The sequence below is a fragment of the Hymenobacter humi genome (assembly GCF_042665855.1).
Lineage (GTDB): Bacteria > Bacteroidota > Bacteroidia > Cytophagales > Hymenobacteraceae > Hymenobacter > Hymenobacter humi.
The window spans coordinates 1-22,330 of record NZ_JBHTEK010000001.1 but is presented as its reverse complement, the minus strand read 5'-3'; the positions used below and the strand labels follow the sequence as shown (position 1 = coordinate 22,330).

Genomic DNA, 22,330 nt, shown 5'->3' with positions numbered 1-22,330 from the left:
AATAATTAACCGACGCTCCCGGCCAGCGCCATGCTCAGCACCCCCGCCAGCATAATGCCCTTGCACCAGGCACTGAGGTGCTTAAAGTGACGCCGGCGGTCGGCGCGCAAAAGCAGGCGGGCCAGCTGCGCCAGCGGTAGCAACACCAGCAGCAGCAGCCACGTGCCCAGCGGCCAGTGCCCGTTCATCAACAACCGCGCGGTGGCGCCCATGGTTAGCAAGGCCAGGCAAGCCAGGAAGATGCCGGCCACCCATTTGGTTTGGGCCACGCCCACCACGAGGGGCAGCGTGCGGCAGCCGTGCTGGGCATCGCCGCGCATGTCCTCCACGTCCTTCACAATCTCGCGCACCACCGTGAGCAGAAACGCGGCCAGGGCATACGGCCACACCACGCTGTTGCTGTCGTTGCGCTCGAGCTGCAGCTGCAGCTCGGGCAGCAGCACCAGCGCCGCCGTGAGCGTGGCAATGCTCACATTGCCCACCAGCGCCACCCGCTTGAACCGGGCCGAGTAGCCCCACAGCAGCAGGGCCGTACCCAGCGTGACGGCCCCCAGCACCGGATGCAGCCAGCCTGCCAGCAGCACGCCCACGCCGCTGAGTAGCAAGTGGGCCAGCATGGCCTTGCGGCGGCGCACCACCCGCCCAATCACCAGCCGGTCGGGCCGGTTGATGGCGTCGATTTTGACGTCGTAGTAGTCGTTGATGATGTAGCCGCCAGCGGCCACCAGCAGCGCCGCCAGCACCAGGAGCCCGAAGCGGGCATTGAGCAGGGCCGTGGACAGGGGCAGCTCCGGCAGCAGCAGGCCGGCCCGCACCAGCACCAGGCACAGCAGCATGATGAGCAGGTTGGGCCAGCGCACCAGCGTGGGCAGGGCCGTGCCCAGCCCGGCCGCTGGGGGCGGGGGCACGGCAGCAGGCAGCTTGGGCGGGCGGGAAGTCATGGGGTGCACTTGCGGGGGCAAAGGTCGGCGAAAGTGGCGGAGCCGGCTGCGCGTTGGGCCGGCGAACGCAACAAAAAAGCTTCTCCGGAGGGGAGAAGCTTTTGGTGGGTTGCCCCGTTGTGGTTGAGCTGACTCAGACTTTGCGCACGTTGACGGCGTTGATTCCTTTGCGGCCTTCCTGTGTTTCGAATTCCACCCGGTCATTTTGTTGCACGGTCGCCCCGTTCAGGCCGGTTACATGCACGAAGAAGTCCTCCTTCGATTGGTCGTCGGTCACGAAGCCATAGCCTTTGGCTTCGTTGAAAAATTTAATGATGCCGGTTTTCATGCAAAAACAAAAATGGAAAGATGGGAAACTGCCCGGGTAAAGGCTGCAGGAATGCCTGAAACGGTTTTACGCATTTCAGGGCAGCTTACGCGGGAACTCAGCGGCGGGTTGGCTGGCCCGCACGCTAATCCCAGCCGTTATTTGTTATCGCGCCACTCGTACACCCACTTGGCCTGGATTTGCTCCAGGTGGCCTTCGGTGGCCTGCTCGCGGGTGCCGTCGAAATTGTGCAGGCTCAGGACCCACTCAATCAAATCGGTGAAGCGAATGCGGTAGATTTTGGCTTCGGTGAAGTCGTTGCCAAACTTCTCGTAGAGAGCCATGGCAATGTCCTCGTGGTCGGCCCAGTGCATGGGCGGCTCAAAGTGATTCATTCTCTTTAGGGTATGGGGGTAGGAGGGTAGGTGGGTAGGAGTTATTTTCAGCAGAGCGAGCGAGGTCAGCAAACTTCCCTCACACCCTCCTGCCCTCCTACCCCCGTACCCTAAAAAATTAGTGTCCCAGGAAGTGCTGGGGCGGCACGGTGACCACCGCCTGCGTGCCGGCTTGCACCACGCACTGGCAGGCCAGGCGGGAATTGATGCGCGGGTTTTCGGCGCGGTCAATGAAGTCTTCTTCCTTGTCGCTGATTTCGGGCAGGTCGTCGCCGCCCGAATTGATGTAGACGTGGCAGGTGCTGCAGCCGCACACGCCGCCGCAGTTGTGCTGGAGCTGAATGCCGTTGTTGAGGGCCACGTCGAGCACCGACTCGCCGGGGGCCGCCACGTGGGTTTGGGCCGGCTGGCCGTCGCTGAGTTGGAAGGTGATGGTAGTGGCGGGAACAGACAAAACTTAAAGCGAAAAATGCGAAAAATGACTCGGCGGTTGCCGCCGCAAAGGTACTCCGCCCGGCCCCGGCATCAAAGTTGGGCCTGAATGCTGGCGGTGAGCTGCGCGTAGAGGGCCTGCCACGCCGGATGCGCCGCCAGCGCCGCCTGGTGAGCCGCCACGGTGGGCGCATCGCGGCGCACGGCCGGCCCGGTTTGCACCGCGAAGGGCGGATTAGCCAGGGCTTTGTCCACCGTTTCGCGCACCAGCGGCGCCAGCAGGGCCGGCGGCAGGTCGGCTTCGGCCAGCAGGGCGTCGGCAATGCCCAACAGGTGGTTGGTGAAATTGTTGGCAAACACGGCCGCCACGTGCAGCTTGAGCCGCTGCGCCGAGTCGAGCCGCCGCACGTGCTGGCTCAGGCTGCGAGCCAAGTCCAGCAACGTGGCTTCGGCCGAAAGGTCGTTGGCTTCGATGCACAGCGGCACCGTGGGCCAGTCGATGGCCCGGCCGGGGCTGAAGGTTTGCAGGGGATAAAACACGCCGCCTCGCAAATTGGGCTGGCTGTCGAACACGCTGAGCGGCAAGGCTCCCGCCAAATGCGCGACCAGCGCCCCGGCCGGCCAGGTGGGGCCGGCCAGCAGCGGCGCCACCGCGGCATCGGGAACGGCCAGCAGGTACACATCGGCCGTCGGCAGCGGTGGAGCCAGGCTGCTCAGGGCCACTGCGCCGGGCAGTTGGGCAGCCAGGGCCGCAGCCGATTGAGCCGTTCGGCTCCACACAAAGGCCACGCTATGGCCCGCCGCTACCAGCGCCGGGCCCAGGTGGCTGGCCACGCGCCCGGCGCCCAGCAGGCCAATGCGTAATGAACCAGGAGTATCGTGCGGCATTACCGGCGAAAATCAAAAAGCAAGCTCGGCATGCCCGCAGATGGAAAATTGGGCTAGCCGACTGGCTGGGGTCGTACTGTGCGGGCCGGCTCGGGCGTGCCTGCGGCATCGGGGGCTTCGGCTACTGCGCCCTTGCGCCCGCGCTGGCGCACACTCAGGCCGAAGCCCAGCGCCATGAGCAGCGTGCCGCTCCACAGCAGGTTGATGAAGGGCTTTTCCATGGCTTTCAGAATGACATAGTCCTTCTGGGTGGTGCTCGCGGAGAAGGTGAACTTGCCGGCCACGGGGTCGATGTTATCCAGGGTCAGGCGCACACCCAGGTCGTCCACTTCGTCGGGCACGCGGCCCACCAGGCGGTTGCGCACCACAAACACGGGGTGCACGTGGTACTTCCGCTTTTCGCCGTGCACAATCATGTCGGCCTGCAGGGCGAGGTCGCCCTTTTTCAGGTTGAGCCCGGCCGTTTCGTGAGCCGGCTCAATGGCCCGGAACACGGCAAAGTAGTCGTTCAGGAAGATGGTGTCGCCCACGGCCAGCACGTGTTCCTTGGCCTCGCTCCACTGCTTTTCCTTGCGCGGGTCGAGCACCGAGCCTCACGTGCGAGTAGATGTCGTGGCCCCAGAATTTCTTGATGGCCGGCGAAGCCAGCAGACCGCCTTCGCCCATTTCGTCGTTTACCTGCGCGCGCGGGTAGAGCACAAACTGCTCGCCCGTTTCCTTGTCTTTGTAGGCAATGCGGTAGTAGGTGTTCTCGGGCATGATGGCGACGGTGTCGCCGGTCTTGTAGTAGGTCTTGCCGTTGGCCACGATGGGGGCGCGGGCCAGGGCCTTGTAGTCGTCGTCGGTGCGGAACAGGAACTGCTTGTCTACGTAGCCCGGCACGCCGGGTACGTCGAAGTACTGGCCAGTGTAGGTCAGCTCGTACTTCTGCATGGTGGTGGTTTCGTTGCGCCACAGCAGCACGTTGTCGCGGTTCAGCTCCTCATCGAACTCGCGCGAGTACAGCAGGCCCGACACGTTGCGCGAAATGATGTTAGAATACCCCGCCGAAGCCAGAATACCCAGCAACATCAGCGCGATGCCGAGGTGGGCCACGGCGCCGCCCGAAAGCCGCACGCCCCGGCGCAACAGGGTGAAAATGGTGCCGAAATTGGCCAATACGCCAAACAAGCCCGCCAGCGTGAGCACCACGTAAGCCGGCGAAATGCTGAGGCCATTGTAGCGAACCAGCAGTACCACCAGCGCCGTGCCCAGCAGGGTGAGCAGGGTAGGAGCCGTGAGGGAGTTGACCAGCGTGGTCTTGTCGTTGCGCTGCCACCACATGATTTGGGCCACGCCCGAAAGCAGGGCCACAAACACGCCCATCCAGAGCTGCATTTTGGAATAGTGGGCAATCTGGTCGGCGGGCAGGGCCACGTTGGTTTTAATGCCAATTAGGCCCATCAAAGAGTTGTAAACCGGAATACTGGTGGTGAACAGCACCTGGAACGCGCCCAGGCACAGCACCGTAGCGCCCACAAACACCCACAGTTCGGGGTTGTACACAGTCAGCTCCCGCTCAGAAACCGGGATTTCCTTCCAGCGGTACACCAGCAACGCAATGGCCAGCACCGAGAATACGGCCATGTAAATGAACAACTGGCCCGACAGGCCCAGGTCCGTAAAGGAGTGCACGGACGCATTGCCCAGTACACCGCTGCGGGTGAGGAACGTAGCGTATAGAATCAGGATAAACGTGGCCACCACCAGCGCAAATGAGGTGCGCAAGCCGGTGCGCCGCTTCTGCCAGAGCACCATGCCGTGCAGCGAGGCCACCAGCACCAGCCAGGGAATGTACACGGCGTTCTCGACCGGGTCCCAGTTCCAGTAGCCGCCGAAGTTCAGGGTTTCATAAGCCCAGTAAGCGCCCATCACGACACCCACGCCCAGCACACCGCCGCCGATGAGCGTCCACGGAATGGCGGGCTTTACCCAGGCGGTGAGCTCTTTTTCCAGAGGCCGGCAATGGCGAAGGCAAACGGCACCAGCGTGAGGGCAAAGCCCAGGAACAGCGTGGGCGGGTGAATCACCATCCAGTAGTTCTGCAGCAGGGCGTTGAGGCCGGTACCGTCCTTGGGCACAAAGTCAGGGTTCATCTTGAACACCGGCAGGTCGGTCATGAAGTCGCGCAACAGGATAAACGGCGACGAGCCGATTTTCACCCCGCCCAGCACCACGCCGAGAATCATGCTCACCAAAAACAGCTGCACGCCGCTGAAAACGGCCATCACGGGCGCTTCCCACTTGCGGTTGAAGCGCATGATGAAGAAGCCCAGCACCACATGCCAGAAAATCCAGAGCAGGAAGCTGCCTTCCTGGCCTTCCCAGAAACAGGAAATCATGTACTCCACCGGCAGGTGGTTGGAGCTGTGGCTCCAGGCGTAGTAGTACTCGTAGCGGTGGGCCTGAATGATGTTGAACAGAGCGCCCACCACCACCAGTACGGCTAGGCCGTGCACGAAAAAGCTCCGCGGGCGATGCGCAGCCAGTTGGTGTCGTCGTCGCCCAGCTCCCGGCCGCGTGTGGCCTGGAAGTAACTATAAGCGGCAACCAGCGCCGCCGCAAACGCCACGATGACGCTGAGGTGGCCAATGTTTCCTATTAATAAGTTCATACGCAAAGAATATCGGGCAAATTTACCGCAGCGCGGCCACAGGCGGCAGCACTAACAACAAGCGGTCGGTGAAAAAGTGACCACGCGGCGGATGACACGTGATTTCGACCGCAATTTTTTCTATTCCGGCCTCCTGCCACTTGCGTACCGGCAACTGGCCCTGTCGGCGGTTGGTGGGCTGGTTGACGAGCTGCCGGGACAATAACACCTGACCGTTGCCAGGGTTGGTGATGACCACCGATAAATTGGATTTGGCGGGGTACTTGCGCAGGGGCAGCGCCAGCACGGCAGAGTTGGCAGTAGCCACACCGGGCAGTGTAGAACCGGAACCGTAGCCGTACCACCACTGGCGCAGGCGGACGGGAGCCGGGCCGGTATCGCCCCGGGTCGTCACCACCTGGTAGTCGTAGATGCCGGGTCCGGGCAGGGTGTCGGTGATGACATACTCCAGCACGGGCCGGCCGTAGGTGTCGCGCTGCACGGGTACCAGGCGCACCTCGGTGCTGCGGTACTGGTGCACCTCGCGGCGCATCACCCGGCAAGCGGGTGCCGCGTCCAGGGAGTCGGGCAAGGTCCAGCGCAGTTCCACTACCGGGCTGGCGGTGGGCAGCACCCGGGTGGGGTTGGGCGGGAAATAGCTCACGGGCATGCCCGCTGCCTTCGTGCTCACTTGCAGCGTGAACTGACAGAAATCCTTGAGGTAGCCGTCCACGTCCAGCAAGTATGGCTGCCCAGCCCGCAGCGAATCCAGCGTGACAAACACGTCGTCCTGGGTGCCGAGGGAAGTACAACTCAAGATGCGGTAGGTGGCCGGCTGGCAGGGCTGGCCGGTGAGCACCACCAACTGTACGCCGCGTACGTCGCGGCATTTTTGCCCACCAATGTTTACAAAATAGCGCCCCGACGTGGCCGGGGTAAACTCAAACCACTGGTCGTTGTGGTACTCGATGCACTTGCCCGTCAGGCGTTCGTCCACGCAGTCGCGCTGCACGGTGCAGCCGGTGGTGCTGGACGTCACCACTTCTTCGGCCCGGAGCCGCTGGCGGTTTTCAATGTTGTCGTTGGGTACTTGAGCCGAGGCGGCTGGACCCAAAGCAGCCAGCAGTAGCACCTGAAAAAGCGCGCAGCACCAGAAGCGAAAAGTCGTTTCTGCAGCTCCGGGCTTTATCAATGGCTCGCTCCTCAATGATTATTTGGCCGATGCCGTGGCCCCGTCCAAATCCTTCTTCACGTACTTGCTGGGGCACTTGAGCAGGATTTTGTCGGCCATAAAGACCTTGCCGCGCATGTTGCCGGTAATTACCACCTGCTCCGAAGCGTCGAAGTCCTGCGGCTTGGGGCTGTTGTAAATAACCCGTTGGGCTACGTGCAGGGAGTCTACCAGCGTGAATGCGAAGTAGTTGGGGTCCTTCATGGGGTCGTATTCCAGGTCGATGGGGCGCTTCTGGCCGTCGCGCAGCAGCTTGCCCACCACGTGCACTTTGGTGGTGTTGCCCTCGGCGGCCCGCTGCCGGGCTTCGCCAAAGCCCACGTACACGCTGGCATCGGCGGTGGTGCTGAGGATGATGGCGGCGGCCACCGCAATAATGGCCAGGACGAAAAGGTGCGACTTCTTCATATGGGACGTAGTCGAATTTTTGGATAGCTCAACAGTAAACTGTTGCCACTACTAAGTTAGCAACAGACAGCGGCGGGGTTGGGTGCCCCGCTATTTTTTTATTTGCTGCTCGAGCCGGCTCACTTTGCGGTCGAGGGAAATGAGGTAGAGCAGAAGGCCCGTCACAATGACGGCCACCACGGCCACCACCACGTAGATTTTGCCGTTGGCGCGCAGGGCATCGGCCATTTCGGGGGCTTCGGCCGATTGGGCAAAGGCGGTGCCGGCCGAAAGCAGCAGGGGCAATAGCAGCAGGAAAAAGCCAGCAAGGCGCTGGAATGGGCTAGTTTTCATCGAGTTTAAGTTTCAGGAAAGCAAAGCGGCTGCTAACCTGGGTGAGCCAAAAGGCAAACAAAATCCAGCCAATCACGGCCGGGTAAAACACCTGGCGCATGGTCTGGTCGAGGTCGTACTGGCTGAAGCCGGGGTTGCCGGTTTGGCCGGGGTGCAGCGAGGGGCCGCTGAGGCGCGGCAGGATAAACAGAAGCGGAATGACCGCCGCAAAGGCGAAGATGTTGTAGATGGCCGACACGCGGGCTCGCTGCTGCTCGTCGCGGAAGGAGCCGCGCAGCACTAGGTAGGCGCCGTAGATGAGCATGGCCACGGCCGCCCCGTTCAGGCGCGGGTCGGGCGTCCACCAGGCGCCCCAGGTGAAGCGGGCCCAGAGGCTGCCGGTGGCCAGGCCCAGCAGGCCCAGCACAATGCCCGTCTTGGCCGACTCGTGGGCCAGAATGTCGAGCCGGGTCGAGGGATTGCGCAGGTAAAGAATCGAATACCACACCGACACCATCAGCACCATTATCATGGAAAACCACATGGGCACGTGGAAAAACAGGTTGCGGATGCTCTCGTTGACGATGGGCAGGGGCGGCACGCTCACCAGTATCCCGGCTGCTGAGCCGCCCACCAGCAGCAGCACCGTCAGGGCTTTCCAGGCCAGGCCAGTGCTGCGCTGCTCAATCAGCCGCTGACCGCCCCAGACGCCCGCCACCGTGAAGAGCAAGCCCAGCACACTGCCAATAATTTTTGCACTAGTCATAAGGAAATCAATGCGCGAGAAGCAGCGGGCTAGCCGCGCCACAGATAAGGAAACAACACGTAAGACAGCGCCCCCACCAGCATGTTGAGGGCCAGCAGGGTCAGCAGCGACTGCTCGCTCACGCTGCGGTCGAGGCCGTCGAGGGCATTTTTGCTCACTTTGATGAGCAGCAGCAGCATGGGCACCATCACCGGGAAGCCGAGCACGGCCATGAGCGTCGCGCCGTTGCCGCCGGCCTTGGCCGCAATGCCCGACACCAGCGTGAGCGTGGTGGCAAAGCCCACGGCTCCCAGCAGCAGGTTGGCCACAAACAGCGGCGCGTCCTGAATGGGGTTGCCCAGAAATACCGTGTAGAGAAACAAGCCCAAGAGCGCCACTACCATCAGCAGCAGGGCATTGTAGAGCATTTTGGCCAGGATAATGGCCTGGGGCCGCACCAGCGTGTAGTAATACAGGCGCTGGCCCGGGCTTTCCTGCATGAAGCCCTTGGCTACGGCGTTGATGGCCGCAAACAGCAGGATAACCCACAGCAGCGCGTTCCAGGCAGGCGGCGGCGGCGCGCGCGCCGCGCAGGCTAAAGCTCAGGAAACACACAAACACGGTGCTGCCCACGTACAGCAGCAGCCCGCCCAACGCCGACTTCTGCCGCCATTCGAGGCGGAAGTCTTTGGCTAGCAGGGTGGTAATTTCGCGAAGCAGGGGCACAGTCGAGGGTTCGGTTCCGAGCCGCAAAGATACGACCGAACCCGGCCGGAACGGCTGCAAAGAACGTCCTGCCGGGCAGAGCCGCAGCAGGACGTTCTGGCAAATCCTCGCCTTCTCTAGAAGTCGTAGCCCAGGGAGAAGTAGAACTTCGGGCCTCTGGTGACATAGTCTTCCTGGCCCCAGGCCACGTCTACTTTGCCGTAGAAGCCCAGCAGCGTGGTGCGGGCACCCACGCCGTAGCCGACCAGGAACGGATTGCGGAAGTTGATAACCGTGGCCGAGAAGAAATTGCCGGGCGGGAACACCGGCTGCGTGTTCGAAGAGTTGTCGGTGCCAAACGGGTTGCTGCCCGAATACGCCGTGCCGGCATCGGCAAAGCCGGTGAGCTGCAGATTGCGGAAGAAGCCCGAGTAGATGGGCTTGCGGGCGAAGTACTGCACAATGGGAATGCGCAGCTCGCTGTTGAACAGCACGTAGCGCGGGCCGCTGCGGGCGCTGTAGTCGAAGCCGCGCAGGTTGGTCACAAACTCCTGGTTGAACACCTGGTCGGGGGCCGAGTAGTCGAGCGGGAAGCGGGGCTCTTCGTAGCCGGCGTTGAGCCAGTTGTCCATGCCGCCCACCCGGAACTGCTGCTGCCGCCGCCCAAAGAACTGCCCGTAGCTGGCGCGGTTGGCCCACACAATGGAACGGCTCAATTTCTGGTAATGCCGCAAGTCAATCACAAACTTGCTGAAATTCAGGCGCTTATTGTCGAGGTTGTTCTGGCTTTGCAGGCTGGCTTTCATGCGCGTGCCCGATACCATGTTTACGCCGGTGGCAATGCTGTTATCAAATACTACTTCGCCGCTGTAGCCCAGGTAGTTGGAGCTCTCGTCTTCCTCGGTCGACACGTCGCCCAGGCGGGTCCGCGAAATGTTCACGAACCGGGGGCCGCCGCGCACGCTCAGGTTGTGGGTGAGCGGATACGCAATGGTGGGCGCTATTTCGTGGCGGCCGTAGCGGAAGTCGCCGCCGTTGATGTCGACGAAATACGCCTGCTTCTGGTACGCCACGCTCCAGTCGTAGCGGCGCGTGAGGTTGGTGTACGAAGCGCGGATGTTGCTGGTGCGCAGGTCAAACAAGCCGAATAAGCTGGCGTCGATGCGCTGGTTTTCGAGCACGTCGGTCAGGGCCGCTTTGAACTGCAAACCCAGCCCCAGCAATGGGTCGACGTAAAGGGCCGTCGACACATTGTCGGCCATAAACCGCGTGTCGTAGCGGTAGGGACCAGCCAGCGTCGTGGCTTCGGGAGTACGCTGGGCAGCGGTAGCCACCGAAGCGCGCCGCCGCTTGGCCTGCACGGCCTGCACCGGCTCGTCCTCCTCAAACTGGTAGTCGCTGGTGTTGACCTTGCCCTGGGCTTTGGCGGGCTGGGCGCGGCGGCCGGCAATGGTAGCCGTCGAATCGGCCGGGGCTGTGGCCGTCGAATCGACGCGCACCGAATCGGCCGGGGTCACGGCATCGGGAACCGGGGCGGGCGCCGGGGCCGGAACGGCCGGGCGGGGAGGCGCCGCGGCCTGGGGCGGCGCCGAGCGGGCTTCCAGGGTTTGCTGGCGGGCAGTTTTGGTGAGGGGCAGCCCCGCAGGCAGCGGGTAGGTGGGGTACACGTAGAGAATGTCGCGGGCCTGAGCCGGCGCCACAAACACCAGCGCCGACGTCTGCGGGCTGTAGTCGAAGTCCTGGGTGTTGGGCAGCCAGTTGGTGAGCAGGGTTTGCTGCTTGGTTTTCAGCGAGTAGCGGTACATGGCCCGCACGCCGCTTTCTTCGCCCAGGTACAGGATTTCGTCGTCGGAGATGGCGCGGGGCCGCGTTTCGTTCGAGATGGTGCTCACCAGCGTTTCCACGGGGATGGGCCGCCCGTCGAGGTGGTACACAAACAGGTCGTAGTTGTTCACCACGTTCTGGAACGTGGCGGGGCGGGCCCGGCCGGCTGAGTCGAGGTAGCGGTTGGAGCTGAACACCAGCCCCTGGCCACCGGGCAGGAACACCGGCTGCACGTCGTCGAACAAGTCGTTGGTGAGCTGCTCGGCCTTGCGGCTGCCGGCCCGCAGCAGGTAAATGTCGTTCTGGCCGTCGCGCACGGCGCTAAACACCAGCGCCTTGCCGTCGGGCGCATAGCTCATGCTCAGCACCTGGTCGTAGGCACCGAACAGCGACGCGGGCCGCGAAAACCGGATGGCCTCGCGCACCCGGGTCACGAGGCCGTAGCCGTCGGCGTCGCGCAGGCGCAGGGTCATTTCGCCGCGGCGCATCTCGGCCATGGCTACCTGGGAGTTGCCGCGCCAGGCCAGGGCTGGCAGGCGCGTTTCTACTTCCTGGTCGGGCGTTTTGTGGCCGCCGCGGCTGATGATGTGGCGGTGCGTGCCGTCGCGGTCCATCACCATCACGCGGTAGCGGCCCTGCTCGTTCTGGGCGTAGGCCACCTGCTTGCCGTTGGGGCTGATAACGGGCTGCGAAAACACGTCGGCGTGCCGGTTGCGGCCGCTCTGGCGGAACTTCTTGTCGGGCTCCACCAGCGTGGCAACGGGCTGGCCGTTGAGGTCGCGGTAGTACGCGAGCCAGTCTTTCATAAAGACTTTAAACGGCACATTCAGCGAAGAGCGATGCCCACTTCCACGTCGCGGGTGATGCGCGTCAGGTTCAGAATGTTCTGGATGGTGGTGTAGCCGTAGCGCTCGGCCACGTAGTTCCAGATGCTCTGGCCGGCCAGCGTGGAGCTGCGCAAGAAGTACGGAGCTGTGCGGTTGCCGGTGGGGTGCTGCTTGCTCATGTCGCGCATGAAGCCGTCCATGTCCACGCTCCAGCCTTCGGCGGCGTAGGCCGAGGCCCCGGCAATAAACCAGTTGGGCAGCTGCAGCAGGTAGCTGCTCTGCAGCACTTCCTTGAGCGAGCCGCCGTACATCATGTCGTTGAGCAATACCTCGGTAATCTGGGTGCTCAGCTCGCGCTTAAACTCGGTTTCCTGGCCGGCGAAGGCAATCTGCACCTTGCTCATGCGGGCCAGCGGGGTTTCGCCGCCGTTTATCTGCTGCTGGGTGGCGGTGAGGCCCACGTTGCTCTGCCGCAGGTCGCCCACCGAGTTGTAAAACAGCATGGTGGTTTTGGAGTAGGGGTAGTACCCAATCAGCGCCGTGATACGTTGCAGCTCCTTTTCGGCGTACTCGGCTGCCCGGCGGGCGCTGGCCTGGCCGCCGTCGTAGTACATCACGTTGAAGTTCTGGGTGCTCAGCTGCTGCCACCGAAACTCCTTGTACTGAATGCGCACCCGGCCAAACGGCTCCTGGGCCGTCTGGGCCCGGGCCGCCGGCGCATCGAGCAGCGGGCAGAGCAGCGCCAGCACCCCCAGCGTACGCTTCGTGTATAGTAGAATGTTCATAGAAGAAGCAACGAGCAAAGACGAAAATTAGTCCGCTGAAAGCGCCGAAATTTTGAAGGAGCCGCGCCCGGGTTTTGCTGGGTAGCAAAACCGCCCGGGCGTGCTGTAATAAAGGCTTTTACCGCGGATTTGTTCCAACCCCGCGTTTCGAAATTCAAAGAAGCTGCGGCCCCACCGGAGCCGGTATCAAATGGCTCAACTTACGCCAACCGGCTGCAGGGCGTTGTAGCGCAGCAGGCTCACGTCGGGCCAGATTTCGGCGCGGTCTTCCAGCCAGTCGGCCAGGAGCACGGCCAGCCGCGGGGCCAGCATCACGCCCTTGGAGCCGTAGCCCCGCAGAAGCTCAGCGACGGCACCACCGGGTGCGGGCCCAGCAGCGGCCGGCGGTCGCGCACGGCCGGCCGCACGCCGGCCCGCTGCCCCACCACGGCAAACGGCAAATCCGTAACCACCGTGAGCCGGGCCGCCAGTTCCTCGCGCCCCACGGCCGTAGGGCCTTCGGTAAACGGCGGCCAGCGGTAGGTAGCCCCACCCGGAACCGCTCGGGGCCCACCGGCACCACGTAGGCGCCCCGGTTGAGCACCTGGTCCGGGCTCAGGCCGGGGCATTCCACGTCCAGCACCTCGCCCTGGTTGGGCGTGATGGGCAGCCAGCTGAAGTAGGGGTTGCGCACGACCGCCGCGCCCTCGCAGCAGATGACGTGGCGCGCCCGCACCTGGCCGGCGTACGTGGCGCCATCGGCGTCGGTGCCGAGCTTAGCCCAATCAAAACGCTCGGTTCGCAGCCAGCCGTCGCGCATGCCCTCGGCCGCCAGCACGGCCAGCAGGCTCGCGCACCGCCACGTGCCCGCCGTGCTGCAGCCACGCGCCCCCAAACGGGGCGTGAATGCCGGCCAGGCCGGGTCGCTCGTTTCGAGGTCGGCTACGAAGTCTTCCCAGGGGTGGTCGGCGCTGCGGGCCAGAACGGCATTCTGCTCTTCCAGGGAGCTGAAAATCTTGAAAATCGGGGTTTCGGTGAAAAACTGCTGGCCGTAGCGCTGCTCCAGGCTCGCGGTAGAACGCGGCCGCGAAAGGCAGCAGGCTCGGCCCCGCGCCAGGTGAGGGCAAAGCGTTTGCCGGCCACCGGGTTCATGAGCCCGGCCGCGACGTTGGAGGCAGAATTGAGCTGCCCCGGGTCGTACACGAGCACGTGGTGGCCTCGCTCACGCAGGACGTAGGCCAGGGTAGCGCCCGCAATGCCGTGGCCTACTACCAGATAATCACAGTCTGTCATGGGTGGCAAGGTAAGGGACTTTGCGCTTAATTGAGAATGATAAGCATTATCCCGGCGCACTATTAATTGCGCCTTGATTGGTCGGGCTTAGCCTCAGCGCCGTAAAGGCAGGCGTCGTACCTTTCCGCATCGCTCAGAGACTCTATTTCGCATGACTGTCGCCGGTTTTACTTTCAACGCTTTTTCCGAAAACACCTACCTGCTGATTGACGACGCCACGCGGCAATGCGCCATCGTGGACCCGGGCTGCTACGCCCCCGCCGAGCAGCAGGCCCTGCGGCAGTACATCGAAACCAACGGCCTGCAGGTGGCGGTGCTGCTCAACACCCACGCCCACATCGACCACGTGCTCGGCAACCAGTTTGTGCTCACCACCTGGCCCGGCACCCCGTTTCTGCTGCACCGGCTGGATTTGGCTACGCTGCGGGCCGTGCCCACCTACGCCGCCAACTACGGCTTTCCGCAGTATCAGCCCGCCGAGCCTACCGGCGAGCCTGGTGGCCGGCCAGCCCGTCCGCTTCGGCGAAGTTGAGCTGGAAGTGCGGTTTGCGCCGGGCCACGCGCCGGGCCACGTGGTGTTCTACCACGAGCCCACGGCCACGGTCATCGGCGGCGACGTGCTGTTTCAGCGCAGCATCGGCCGCACCGATTTGCCGGGCGGCAACCACGCCGAGCTGCTGCACAGCATCGAAACCGAGCCTGATGACCCTGCCCGATGCCACGGTGGTGTATCCCGGGCACGGCCCGGCCACCACCATCGGGGAGGAGCGGCGCAGCAACCCGTTTTTAATGAGGAATGAAGGATGAGGAATGAAGAATTCCCATTCCTGATAATTTCTCAAGCTTCATTCCTCATTCTTCTTTGACTTTGAAAAGACACCTGCCCAACGCCATTACCTGCCTGAACCTCTTGTGCGGCTGCCTGGCGCTGACTTGCATCTTTAACGGCCGCCTGGACCTGGGTGCCTGGTTTGTGGCCGCCGCGGCCGCGGCCGATTTTGCCGACGGCCTCGTAGCCCGGGCCCTGCGCGTGTCGTCGGCCATCGGCAAAGACCTGGACTCGCTGGCCGATATGGTGTCGTTTGGGGTGGTGCCGGGGGCCATTTTCTTTCAGCTGCTGGCCCAGGGCCTCAAGCCAGGCGGGCTGCCCGAATGGGTGCCGTACCTGGGCTTTGCGGTGAGCATCTTCTCGGCCCTGCGGCTGGCCAAGTTCAACAACGACACCCGGCAGACTACCTCGTTCATTGGCTTGCCCACACCGGCCTGCACGCTGGTGGTGGCCTCGCTGCCCCTCATCCTGGCGTACGACCAGTTTGGGCTGGCGCCGATTATTCTGAATCCCTGGCTGCTGCTGGGCCTCACGGCGCTGCTGTCGGGGCTGCTGGTGGCCGAGCTGCCGCTTTTCGCCTTGAAGTTCAAAAACCTGCGTTGGGCTGATAACCGGCGGCGGTTTATGTTTTTGCTGCTGGCCGTGGGGCTGATACTTGTTTTGCGCGCGGCGGCGGTGCCGCTGGTGGTGCTGCTGTACGTGCTGTTATCGGTTCCGAAGACAGCCGCGCGGGGTGCAGAGTAATCAGTACTCACAATAATTCGATTATTTGGTTGTTATGAAGCTGCCACCGGGTGAACCTGCTGACGGGCCGTACTGTTGCGGAGCCTGTCGGCCCAGTCGCCGTGTCAGCAGCAGGGTCAAAACATTGTCTATGCGTCCATTTTTTCTCTTCGTTGCGTTTGCGGGATTAATAATGGAGGCGGTTGCACCGGCGCGGGCACAGTCGGTAGGAACGGCCATGGCGCACGGTATCATCAAGTGGGGCGGCTACGCCGAAGTGCCCAGCCTAAGCACGCGCAAGCAGAAAGTGCCCACCTTCAACGAGGCCCATCCGGCCTTCGACGACCAGGTAGGCTGGTATAGCCTGCGGCTCAACGGCGCGGTGGGCCAAGGCGAGCTGGTGAACCTGGTGTACGAGCCTTTTTCGGCGGCCGATACTAAGCTCTTCAACGCGGCCAAGCTGCCGGCCGGGCCCGAGCCCCAGCTCACGTCGGGCACCGAGATGAAGCAGGTGGTGACGCACCTGAGTTTGCGCCCCGTGCGCCGCAACCCCCAAACCGGCCAGCCCGAGCGCCTGCTTTCGTTTGATTATCGCTACACGCCCGGCGCCGGCAAAGCTGCCGCCCGCGGCACGGCGGCCCGCCCGCACGCCACGCGTTCGGTGCTGGCCTCCGGCGACTGGTACAAGCTGGGCGTGGCCGAAAGCGGCATCTACAAGCTCGACAAAACGGCGCTGCTCGACGTGATGGGCCTCAAAACCCTGCAGGGCATTAATCCCAACAACCTGCACGTGTACGGCAACGCCATGGGCGTGCTGCCCCAGCCCAACGCCGCCCCGCGCCCCGACGACCTGGCCGAAAACAACGTGCTGTTTGTGGGCAACGCCGACAATGTGTTCGACGACAACGAGTACGTGCTGTTTTACTCGCCCGGCGCCCATACCTGGGAAGCGCAGGGCGGCATATTCAAGCACCGCAACAACATTTACACCGACACCACCTACTATTTCGTGACGGTGAACAGCACGGCCGGGCGCCGCGTGCCCACGGCCGCCGCGCTGGCTGCCACCAGCACCACGCCCACTATCACCAGCTTCACGCACCGCGCCTTTCACGAGCACGACCTGCTCAACCTGATGCACAAGGCCGGCTCCAGTGGCTCAGGCTCGGGCCGCAACTGGGTAGGGGAGAGCATGGCAAACACCGGGCAGCTGGAAATTCCATTTAGCAGCATCCCCGACCTGCTGCCGGGCACGCCCATCCGGGTCACGTCGTCGGTGGTCGCGAATTCGGCGGCCGCCAGCGCTTTTCAGCTCACTTTGAACGGGGCCTCGCTGGGCAGTCAGCCCCTCGATGCCAAGCCCAACTACGAGTTTGGCGCCATTGCCACCGTGAGCACGGTCACCAAACAGGTGGCCCTTCCGGCGCCCGGGGAGGTGCTGCGGGTGGGCCTGAGCTACAGCAGCGGCGACCCCGGGGCTGTTGGCTACCTCGACTACCTGGAAATCAATGCCCAGCGGCAGCTGCTGAGCGGCGCGCAGCTGGAGTTTCGCTCCCTGAGCAATATCGCGCCCCAGGCCTTGAATCGGTTTGAGCTGGCGAACGCCACTGGGGCGGTGGTGTGGGACGTGACCAACCCCGCCGGCCCGTGGCCCGCCCGCTGAGCATGGCCGGGGCCACTGCCACCTTCGTGGCGCCCGCCGATACCCTGCGCGAGTACGTGGCGCTGCAGCCCAACGGCACGTTCAACCGCCCGCGGGCCTTTGGCAAAGTGCCCAACCAGGACCTGCACGTCCTCAACAGCAACCCCAACGCGCTGCTGGATTTGGTTATCGTGACCTATCCGGCGTTTAAAGGAGGCGCAGCGGCTGGCCAGCCACCGCGCCGCCCACGACAAGCTGCGCGTGGCCGTGGTGACCACGGCAGAAGTATACAACGAGTACGGCTCGGGCGGGCAGGACGTGACGGCCATCCGCGACCTGATGAAGCAGCTGTACGACCGGGCCCCGGCCGGCAAGCAAATGCAGGCTGCTGCTGTTCGGCGACGCTTCCTTCGACTACAAGTCGGGCCCTTACAACGACAAAGCATTCGAGCCCACGTGGTGGAAAGACCGCAGCCCGTTCAAATCCGACCCGGACTTTGACGCCGTCAACCAGAACTACGTGCCCACCTACGAGTCGCGCGAGTCGCTGGCTCCGTTTTATGGCGGCGCATTCGGGCAGGCCAGCTATTCTTCCGATGACTACTACGCCCTGCTCGACGACAACGAAGGCGAGTGGGACGAGCAGCGCCCCGGCAGCGAACTGCTCGACATGGGGTGGGCCGCCTGCCCATTCGCATGCCCAGGGGTGAGAAGACCAACGCCAGCCAGGCCAAGGTGGTAGTCGATAAAATCATCGGCTACGATGCGGTGCCGGCTTACGGCAAGTGGCGCAACCGCATTACGCTGGTGTCGGACGATGGGGAAGGGGATTTGTTCGTGGGCCAGGGCTCGGAGCTGATTGCCAAGAGCATCCAAACCGATTATCCGGTGTACAACGTGCACAAAGTGTACCTCGATTTGTACCCGCAGGTGGCCGTGTCGGCGGGGCAGCGCTCGCTGGAAGCCAGCCGCGCCATCGACCAGTCCATTGAGCAAGGGTCCCTGATTGTCAACTACCTGGGCCACGGCGGCCCCAAGGGCTGGACCGACGAGCAAATGTTGACCAACGCCTCGGTGCTAGCCCTGCGCAACGCCAACAACCTGACGTTCTTCACCACCGGCACCTGCGACTTCAGCACCTACGACAACCCCGATTTTACTTCGGCCGGGGAGCAGGCCCTCACCGATAACGCCACCGGTGGGGCCGTGGGGCTGTTTACCACCACCCGCGTGGTGGACGCCGGGCTCAATGCCGGGCTCAACCAGGCGTATTTCAACCGCGTGCTGCGGCCCGTGAACGGGCAGATGCCCAGCATCGGCACCGTGGTGATGCTGAGCAAGAACGACTACCCCGGCGCGGGCCAGCCGGGCGTTATCAACAACCGCAACTACGTGCTGCTGGCCGACCCGAGCATGACGCTGGCCTACCCCGGCAAAGCGTGGTGCTCGATAGCATCCGGACCCGCGTGGCCGGCGCCTGGGCGCCCGCCGATACGCTCAAAGCATTGGCCCGGGTGCGGCTGCACGGCCGCTTGCAGAACAATGGCGCGTTCAACAGTGCTTTCACGGGCCGGGCCCAGGTTTCTATTTACGACAAGCCCACCACCGTGATGACCCTGGGCAATGAATACAACCCGGCCGTTTCCAGTACGTTGCGCGACGCGCCCCGCCCGGTGGAGGTGCAGGAGAACCTGATTTATGGCGGCCAGGCCGAAGTGAAAAACGGCGAATTCAGCCTTTCCTTCGTCGTGCCCAAGGACATTAACTATAACATTGGGCTGGGCAAAATCAGCCTGTACGCCTTCGATGGCACCAACCGCGTCGACGCCAACGGCTACCAGGCAAATCGGTGGGCGGGGCGGCTTCGGGCGTGGCCCGCGACACCATTCCGCCGGTTATCAACCTGTTTATGGACAGCGAGTCGTTCGCGTTTGGCGGCCTCACCGGACAGAACACCACCCTGCTGGCCAACCTCAGCGACGACAGCGGTATCAACACCACCGGCGCGGGCATCGGCCACGACATCACGGCCGTGCTCGACAACGACCCCAACAAGCTGCTTGTGCTCAACGATAGGTACGTCTCCAACGTAGGGGACTTCCGGGCCGGCAAAGTCAATACCTTGTTTAAAGACCTGGCGCCCGGGCCCCACTCGCTGCGGCTCAAGGCCTGGGACACCTACAACAACTCGGCGGAACGAGAAATCGAGTTTGTGGTGGCCCGCGACGAAAAGCTGGCCCTGACCCACGTGCTCAACTACCCCAATCCGTTTGCCAACTCAACTACGTTCTTCTTTGACCACAACCAGGCCGGCTCCGAGCCGGACAACCTGGATGTGCAAGTGCAGATTTTACCGTGGCCGGTCATTTGGTACGCACCCTAACGGCCACGGTGCCCACTTCAGAGGCACATCAGCAAAGTATTACGTGGAATGGCCGCGACGAATACAATGACCAACTGGCCCGCGGCGTTTACGTGTACCGCCTGAGCGTGCGCTCGCAGCACAACGGTAGCACGGCTTCGAAGTACGAAAAACTCGTCATCCTCAATTAATCCGCCTTTATTTGCGTTCGGGCCGCGTCCGGCCTTCTTTCCCTCCTCTATGCAGCCTCTTTTTCCCCATTCGCGCTTGGCCCTGGTGGCCGGCTTGCTGGCCGTTGCGGCCACTTCCCACGCCCAAAGCCGCACCCAAAACCAAGGCACCATTACCACGGCCGTTCCCATTCTCACGCTCAGCCCCGATGCGCGCGGCTCGGCGCTGGGGAAGCCGGGGTGGCTACTTCGCCCGATGCGAACGCCGGGTATTACAACGCTGGTAAGCTGGGCTTTGTGCCCTACAAGTACGCGGCTTCGCTCAACTATTCGCCCTGGCTGCGCAACATTACCGACGACATGAGCCTGTCCTACATCTCGGGCTATGGCAAAATCGGGCAGCGCTCGGCCCTGGGCGCGTCGCTGATGTACTTTGATTTGGGTACCATCGACTACCGCACCGGCGGCAACCTGCCGGCCGGCTCGTTCAGCCCAAGGAGTACGCTCTCACGGTTTCCTACGGCCAGCAGCTCACCGACAACTTCGGCGTGGGCATCTCGGCGCGCTACGTGCGCTCCAACCTGGTGGGCACGGTACAGGGCAACGACGCCCGCCCCGGCAACGCGGCAGCCGTTGACCTGGGTGCTTACTACTCCAAGGACGCCACCATCGGCACGGGCTTGTACAACCTGGCCTTCGGTGCTTCCATCACCAACATCGGCAACAAGATTACCTACAACGACGCCGAGAACCCCAGCTTTCTGCCCACGACCCTGAAATTGGGCACGGCCCTGACCCGGGAAATTGACCAGTACAACAAGCTCACGCTCGTGTTCGATGCCACCAAGCTGCTGGTGCCCTCGCCGTACTACGATGTAAACGGCGTGCTGCTGGCCAACGACCCCATCGTAATCGAGCGCAACCGCGAGATTGCCGACAAGCCCATTGTGCCCGCCATCCTGGGCTCCTTCAGCGATGCCCCCGGCGGGTTTAAAGAAGAGCTGCGCGAAATCAACCTTTCTACCGGCCTGGAATACAACTACAACGACCTGCTCTATGCGCGCGGCGGCTACTTCTACGAAGCCCCCGACAAGGGCGACCGCCAGTACGCCAGCCTGGGCCTGGGCGTGCGCTACCAGGTGTTCGGCATCGATGGCACGTACCTCATTCCTATCGGCGACAACTCGCAGAACAGCCCCTGGCCCAGACCATCCGGGTGTCGCTGCACTTCAACCTGAACAAGCTCTCGGAGGCTTTTGACGAAAAAGGGGCCGGCGGCACCACCGGCGACGTACCTTCGAACTAAGCAGCCTTAATTTCGTTGCACAAGAACTCCCCTTCTCGGTTGAGGAGGGGAGTTTGTTGTTCAATACCTTCGCTGATTATCCTCTTTTAGCCTCTAATAGATGCTCGACCGTACCGTCGCTCCTCCCGTTCAGCCGCTGGCCCGCGTTACCCTGCCGGCGGCCGACGTGCTTACCCTTCCCAGCGGCGCGCGCCTGCACGTGCTGGCCAACGACGCCCAGCCCGTGGTGCGGCTACAAGCCGTATTCCGGGCCGGCAAAACTGCCGAGCCCCGTCCCGGCCTGGCCTCCGTCACAGCCCGCATGCTGCTGGAAGGCACCACCACCCGCACCGCCCGCCAAATCGCCGACGAAGTGGCGTTCTACGGCGCCTCGCTGGAGTGCGACGCCGGCTTCGACCGCTCCACGCTCACGCTGTACTGCCTGACCCGGCACCTGCCCGCCTTGCTGCCCCTGGTGACGGATGTGCTCACCAACCCCGCGTTTCCGGAAGCCGAGCTGCAACAGCTCAAAACCCGCACCATCCAGAACGTGAGCGTGGAGCGCCAGAAAACCAGCTACCTGGCTTCCGAGCGTTTCAACGAGCTGCAGTTTGGCTCGGAAACTCCGTACGGCCGGCCCTTCGACAGCGCCACGTACCAGGCCCTGACGGTGGCCGAAGCCCAGGCTTTTCACCAGACCGCCTACGCCTTTGGCAACGCCGAAGTGTTTTTGTGCGGCGATGTAGCCGCCGAGCGCGAGTGGTGGCCGCGGCGTTCAGCACGCCCCCCATCACGACCCGGCAGGTAGTGGCTTCGCCCATTTCCAACGAGCCTTCTGCGAACGGAAAAGCCTTTGTGACTCCCGCCAACCGCGTAGACGTGGCCGGCAGCTTGCAGGCCTCCGTGCGCATGGGCCGGTGGCCCAGCCCAAGCACCCCGATACCCACCGCCTGAAACTACTGGTGAACGTGCTGGGCGGCTACTTCGGCTCGCGCCTGATGCGCAACATCCGCGAAGACAAGGGCCTGACGTATGGCATTTACGCCAGCGTCGCGCCGCGCGAGTTGGGCACCTCCCTGCTCATTGGCACCGATGTTAAGGGTGAAAGCGCCGACTACGCGGTGAGCGAAATCGAGATGGAGCTGCGCCGCCTGCAGCAGGAGCTGATTCCGGCCGAAGAGCTGGAAATCGTGAAGAACTACATCCTGGGCAAGTTTGCCAATGAGCTGTCCACCGTGTTTGAGCAGTGCGACAAGTACAAAAACACGGTCTTCCTGGACCTCCCGGCCGATTACTACACCCAGTTTGTGGAGCAAACCGAAGCCGCCGATGCAGAAACGCTGCGCCGGCACGCTCAGGAATACCTCACGCCCGACAACATGCAAGTCGTGATTGCCGGTCCCGCCGCCGTGGCGGAGCCTACGGCGTAGGTGTAGAAAGCTCGCAGCCCAGGGCACCTCACCCCCGGCCCCTCTCCAAAAGAGAGGGGAGCCACGGCACAAGTGTTTAGCTCAATTGTAAAGTAAAAAGGCCCGGCTCAATTGAGCCGGGCCTCTTTTTGATTACCGTCAGGCTCCCTCTCTTTTGGAGAGGGGTCGGGGGTGGTGCCCCAGCC

The 22,330-nt window shown here is 63.2% G+C and carries 27 protein-coding genes and 3 pseudogenes; 13 read left to right on the top strand and 17 right to left on the bottom strand.

Annotated elements, in window-relative coordinates:
* Positions 1 to 5: 5 nt before the first annotated feature.
* The 17 genes and pseudogenes from ACFQT0_RS00150 to ACFQT0_RS00070 all read right to left on the bottom strand — a co-directional run bounded on the left by ACFQT0_RS00150 (position 6) and on the right by ACFQT0_RS00070 (position 13,704).
* Positions 6 to 941 (bottom strand): geranylgeranylglycerol-phosphate geranylgeranyltransferase, encoded by a 936-nt coding sequence (locus ACFQT0_RS00150; protein ID WP_380199378.1) that lies wholly within the window; start codon positions 939 to 941, stop codon positions 6 to 8.
* 133 nt (positions 942 to 1,074) lie between these two features.
* On the bottom strand, positions 1,075 to 1,269 hold the full coding sequence (locus ACFQT0_RS00145) for a cold-shock protein (protein WP_380199376.1): 195 nt from the start codon (positions 1,267 to 1,269) through the stop codon (positions 1,075 to 1,077).
* 137 nt (positions 1,270 to 1,406) lie between these two features.
* Positions 1,407 to 1,643, bottom strand: coding sequence for a Fe-S cluster assembly protein IscX (gene iscX, locus ACFQT0_RS00140; RefSeq protein WP_380199374.1), 237 nt, complete (start codon positions 1,641 to 1,643; stop codon positions 1,407 to 1,409).
* Between the two features lie 118 nt (positions 1,644 to 1,761).
* Entirely contained in the window at positions 1,762 to 2,097 is a 336-nt protein-coding gene (locus tag ACFQT0_RS00135) for a 2Fe-2S iron-sulfur cluster-binding protein (RefSeq protein WP_380199372.1), read from the bottom strand.
* A gap of 71 nt (positions 2,098 to 2,168) precedes the next feature.
* On the bottom strand, positions 2,169 to 2,963 hold the full coding sequence (locus ACFQT0_RS00130; protein ID WP_380199370.1) for a Rossmann-like and DUF2520 domain-containing protein: 795 nt from the start codon (positions 2,961 to 2,963) through the stop codon (positions 2,169 to 2,171).
* Positions 2,964 to 3,016: 53 nt separating this feature from the next.
* Positions 3,017 to 3,550 carry a hypothetical protein gene (locus ACFQT0_RS00125; RefSeq protein ID WP_380199368.1) on the bottom strand — a complete coding sequence of 178 codons (534 nt, stop codon included), beginning with the start codon at positions 3,548 to 3,550 and terminating at the stop codon, positions 3,017 to 3,019.
* A pseudogene (ccsA, locus tag ACFQT0_RS00120) lies at positions 3,441 to 5,263 on the bottom strand (cytochrome c biogenesis protein CcsA). Before ccsA ends, ACFQT0_RS00125 begins: the two are co-directional and overlap by 110 nt.
* A gap of 185 nt (positions 5,264 to 5,448) precedes the next feature.
* Positions 5,449 to 5,616, bottom strand: a complete 168-nt coding sequence (locus ACFQT0_RS00115; protein ID WP_380199366.1) for a hypothetical protein — start codon at positions 5,614 to 5,616, stop codon at positions 5,449 to 5,451.
* A 22-nt stretch (positions 5,617 to 5,638) separates the two neighbouring features.
* Entirely contained in the window at positions 5,639 to 6,709 is a 1,071-nt protein-coding gene (locus ACFQT0_RS00110) for a hypothetical protein (RefSeq protein WP_380199364.1), read from the bottom strand.
* Between the two features lie 96 nt (positions 6,710 to 6,805).
* On the bottom strand, positions 6,806 to 7,234 hold the full coding sequence (locus tag ACFQT0_RS00105) for a cytochrome c maturation protein CcmE domain-containing protein (RefSeq protein ID WP_380199362.1): 429 nt from the start codon (positions 7,232 to 7,234) through the stop codon (positions 6,806 to 6,808).
* 90 nt (positions 7,235 to 7,324) lie between these two features.
* The gene (locus tag ACFQT0_RS00100) at positions 7,325 to 7,567 is read right to left on the bottom strand and encodes a CcmD family protein (protein WP_380199360.1); all 243 of its coding nucleotides are present in this window, start codon (positions 7,565 to 7,567) and stop codon (positions 7,325 to 7,327) included.
* Positions 7,557 to 8,312 (bottom strand): cytochrome c biogenesis protein, encoded by a 756-nt coding sequence (locus ACFQT0_RS00095; RefSeq protein ID WP_380199358.1) that lies wholly within the window; start codon positions 8,310 to 8,312, stop codon positions 7,557 to 7,559. The genes ACFQT0_RS00100 and ACFQT0_RS00095 overlap by 11 nt, the downstream gene beginning before the upstream one ends.
* 29 nt (positions 8,313 to 8,341) lie before the next feature.
* Positions 8,342 to 8,791 carry a heme exporter protein CcmB gene (locus ACFQT0_RS00090; RefSeq protein WP_380199356.1) on the bottom strand — a complete coding sequence of 150 codons (450 nt, stop codon included), beginning with the start codon at positions 8,789 to 8,791 and terminating at the stop codon, positions 8,342 to 8,344.
* Between the two features lie 342 nt (positions 8,792 to 9,133).
* Entirely contained in the window at positions 9,134 to 11,626 is a 2,493-nt protein-coding gene (locus ACFQT0_RS00085) for a hypothetical protein (RefSeq protein ID WP_380199354.1), read from the bottom strand.
* A 20-nt stretch (positions 11,627 to 11,646) separates the two neighbouring features.
* The gene (locus tag ACFQT0_RS00080) at positions 11,647 to 12,432 is read right to left on the bottom strand and encodes a hypothetical protein (RefSeq protein ID WP_380199352.1); all 786 of its coding nucleotides are present in this window, start codon (positions 12,430 to 12,432) and stop codon (positions 11,647 to 11,649) included.
* Between the two features lie 343 nt (positions 12,433 to 12,775).
* Positions 12,776 to 13,306, bottom strand: a complete 531-nt coding sequence (locus ACFQT0_RS00075) for a hypothetical protein (RefSeq protein WP_380199350.1) — start codon at positions 13,304 to 13,306, stop codon at positions 12,776 to 12,778.
* 47 nt (positions 13,307 to 13,353) lie between these two features.
* Complete coding sequence (locus ACFQT0_RS00070; protein ID WP_380199348.1) at positions 13,354 to 13,704, bottom strand: FAD-dependent oxidoreductase; 351 nt, start codon at positions 13,702 to 13,704, stop codon at positions 13,354 to 13,356.
* Between the two features lie 151 nt (positions 13,705 to 13,855).
* On the opposite strand from ACFQT0_RS00070, the gene ACFQT0_RS00065 reads away from it, so the two are divergent.
* The 13 genes and pseudogenes from ACFQT0_RS00065 to ACFQT0_RS00005 all read left to right on the top strand — a co-directional run bounded on the left by ACFQT0_RS00065 (position 13,856) and on the right by ACFQT0_RS00005 (position 22,145).
* Positions 13,856 to 14,236 carry an MBL fold metallo-hydrolase gene (locus ACFQT0_RS00065; RefSeq protein WP_380199346.1) on the top strand — a complete coding sequence of 127 codons (381 nt, stop codon included), beginning with the start codon at positions 13,856 to 13,858 and terminating at the stop codon, positions 14,234 to 14,236.
* The gene (locus ACFQT0_RS00060; RefSeq protein WP_380199344.1) at positions 14,202 to 14,504 is read left to right on the top strand and encodes an MBL fold metallo-hydrolase; all 303 of its coding nucleotides are present in this window, start codon (positions 14,202 to 14,204) and stop codon (positions 14,502 to 14,504) included. The genes ACFQT0_RS00065 and ACFQT0_RS00060 overlap by 35 nt, the downstream gene beginning before the upstream one ends.
* Positions 14,505 to 14,572: 68 nt before the next feature.
* Positions 14,573 to 15,277, top strand: coding sequence for a CDP-alcohol phosphatidyltransferase family protein (locus tag ACFQT0_RS00055; protein WP_380199342.1), 705 nt, complete (start codon positions 14,573 to 14,575; stop codon positions 15,275 to 15,277).
* Between the two features lie 217 nt (positions 15,278 to 15,494).
* Entirely contained in the window at positions 15,495 to 16,919 is a 1,425-nt protein-coding gene (porU, locus tag ACFQT0_RS00050) for a type IX secretion system sortase PorU, long form (RefSeq protein ID WP_380199340.1), read from the top strand.
* Positions 16,920 to 17,096: 177 nt separating this feature from the next.
* The gene (locus ACFQT0_RS00045) at positions 17,097 to 17,399 is read left to right on the top strand and encodes a C25 family cysteine peptidase (RefSeq protein ID WP_380205873.1); all 303 of its coding nucleotides are present in this window, start codon (positions 17,097 to 17,099) and stop codon (positions 17,397 to 17,399) included.
* On the top strand, positions 17,284 to 17,640 hold the full coding sequence (locus tag ACFQT0_RS00040; protein WP_380205872.1) for a C25 family cysteine peptidase: 357 nt from the start codon (positions 17,284 to 17,286) through the stop codon (positions 17,638 to 17,640). The genes ACFQT0_RS00045 and ACFQT0_RS00040 overlap by 116 nt, the downstream gene beginning before the upstream one ends.
* Complete coding sequence (locus ACFQT0_RS00035) at positions 17,595 to 18,509, top strand: C25 family cysteine peptidase (RefSeq protein ID WP_380199338.1); 915 nt, start codon at positions 17,595 to 17,597, stop codon at positions 18,507 to 18,509. The genes ACFQT0_RS00040 and ACFQT0_RS00035 overlap by 46 nt, the downstream gene beginning before the upstream one ends.
* Before the next feature lie 238 nt (positions 18,510 to 18,747).
* On the top strand, positions 18,748 to 19,281 hold the full coding sequence (locus ACFQT0_RS00030) for a hypothetical protein (RefSeq protein WP_380199336.1): 534 nt from the start codon (positions 18,748 to 18,750) through the stop codon (positions 19,279 to 19,281).
* A gap of 8 nt (positions 19,282 to 19,289) precedes the next feature.
* A complete protein-coding gene (locus ACFQT0_RS00025; RefSeq protein WP_380199334.1) occupies positions 19,290 to 19,451 on the top strand; it encodes a hypothetical protein in 162 nt (53 codons plus the stop codon).
* Between the two features lie 219 nt (positions 19,452 to 19,670).
* A pseudogene (locus tag ACFQT0_RS00020) lies at positions 19,671 to 19,835 on the top strand (type IX secretion system outer membrane channel protein PorV); the annotation flags it as partial.
* A gap of 119 nt (positions 19,836 to 19,954) precedes the next feature.
* A pseudogene (locus ACFQT0_RS00015) lies at positions 19,955 to 20,668 on the top strand (PorV/PorQ family protein); the annotation flags it as partial.
* Positions 20,669 to 20,836: 168 nt separating this feature from the next.
* Positions 20,837 to 21,523, top strand: a complete 687-nt coding sequence (locus tag ACFQT0_RS00010) for a M16 family metallopeptidase (RefSeq protein WP_380199332.1) — start codon at positions 20,837 to 20,839, stop codon at positions 21,521 to 21,523.
* Between the two features lie 109 nt (positions 21,524 to 21,632).
* Positions 21,633 to 22,145: a M16 family metallopeptidase gene (locus ACFQT0_RS00005; protein ID WP_380199330.1), complete on the top strand. Its 513-nt coding sequence runs from the start codon at positions 21,633 to 21,635 to the stop codon at positions 22,143 to 22,145.
* Positions 22,146 to 22,330 lie beyond the last annotated feature (185 nt).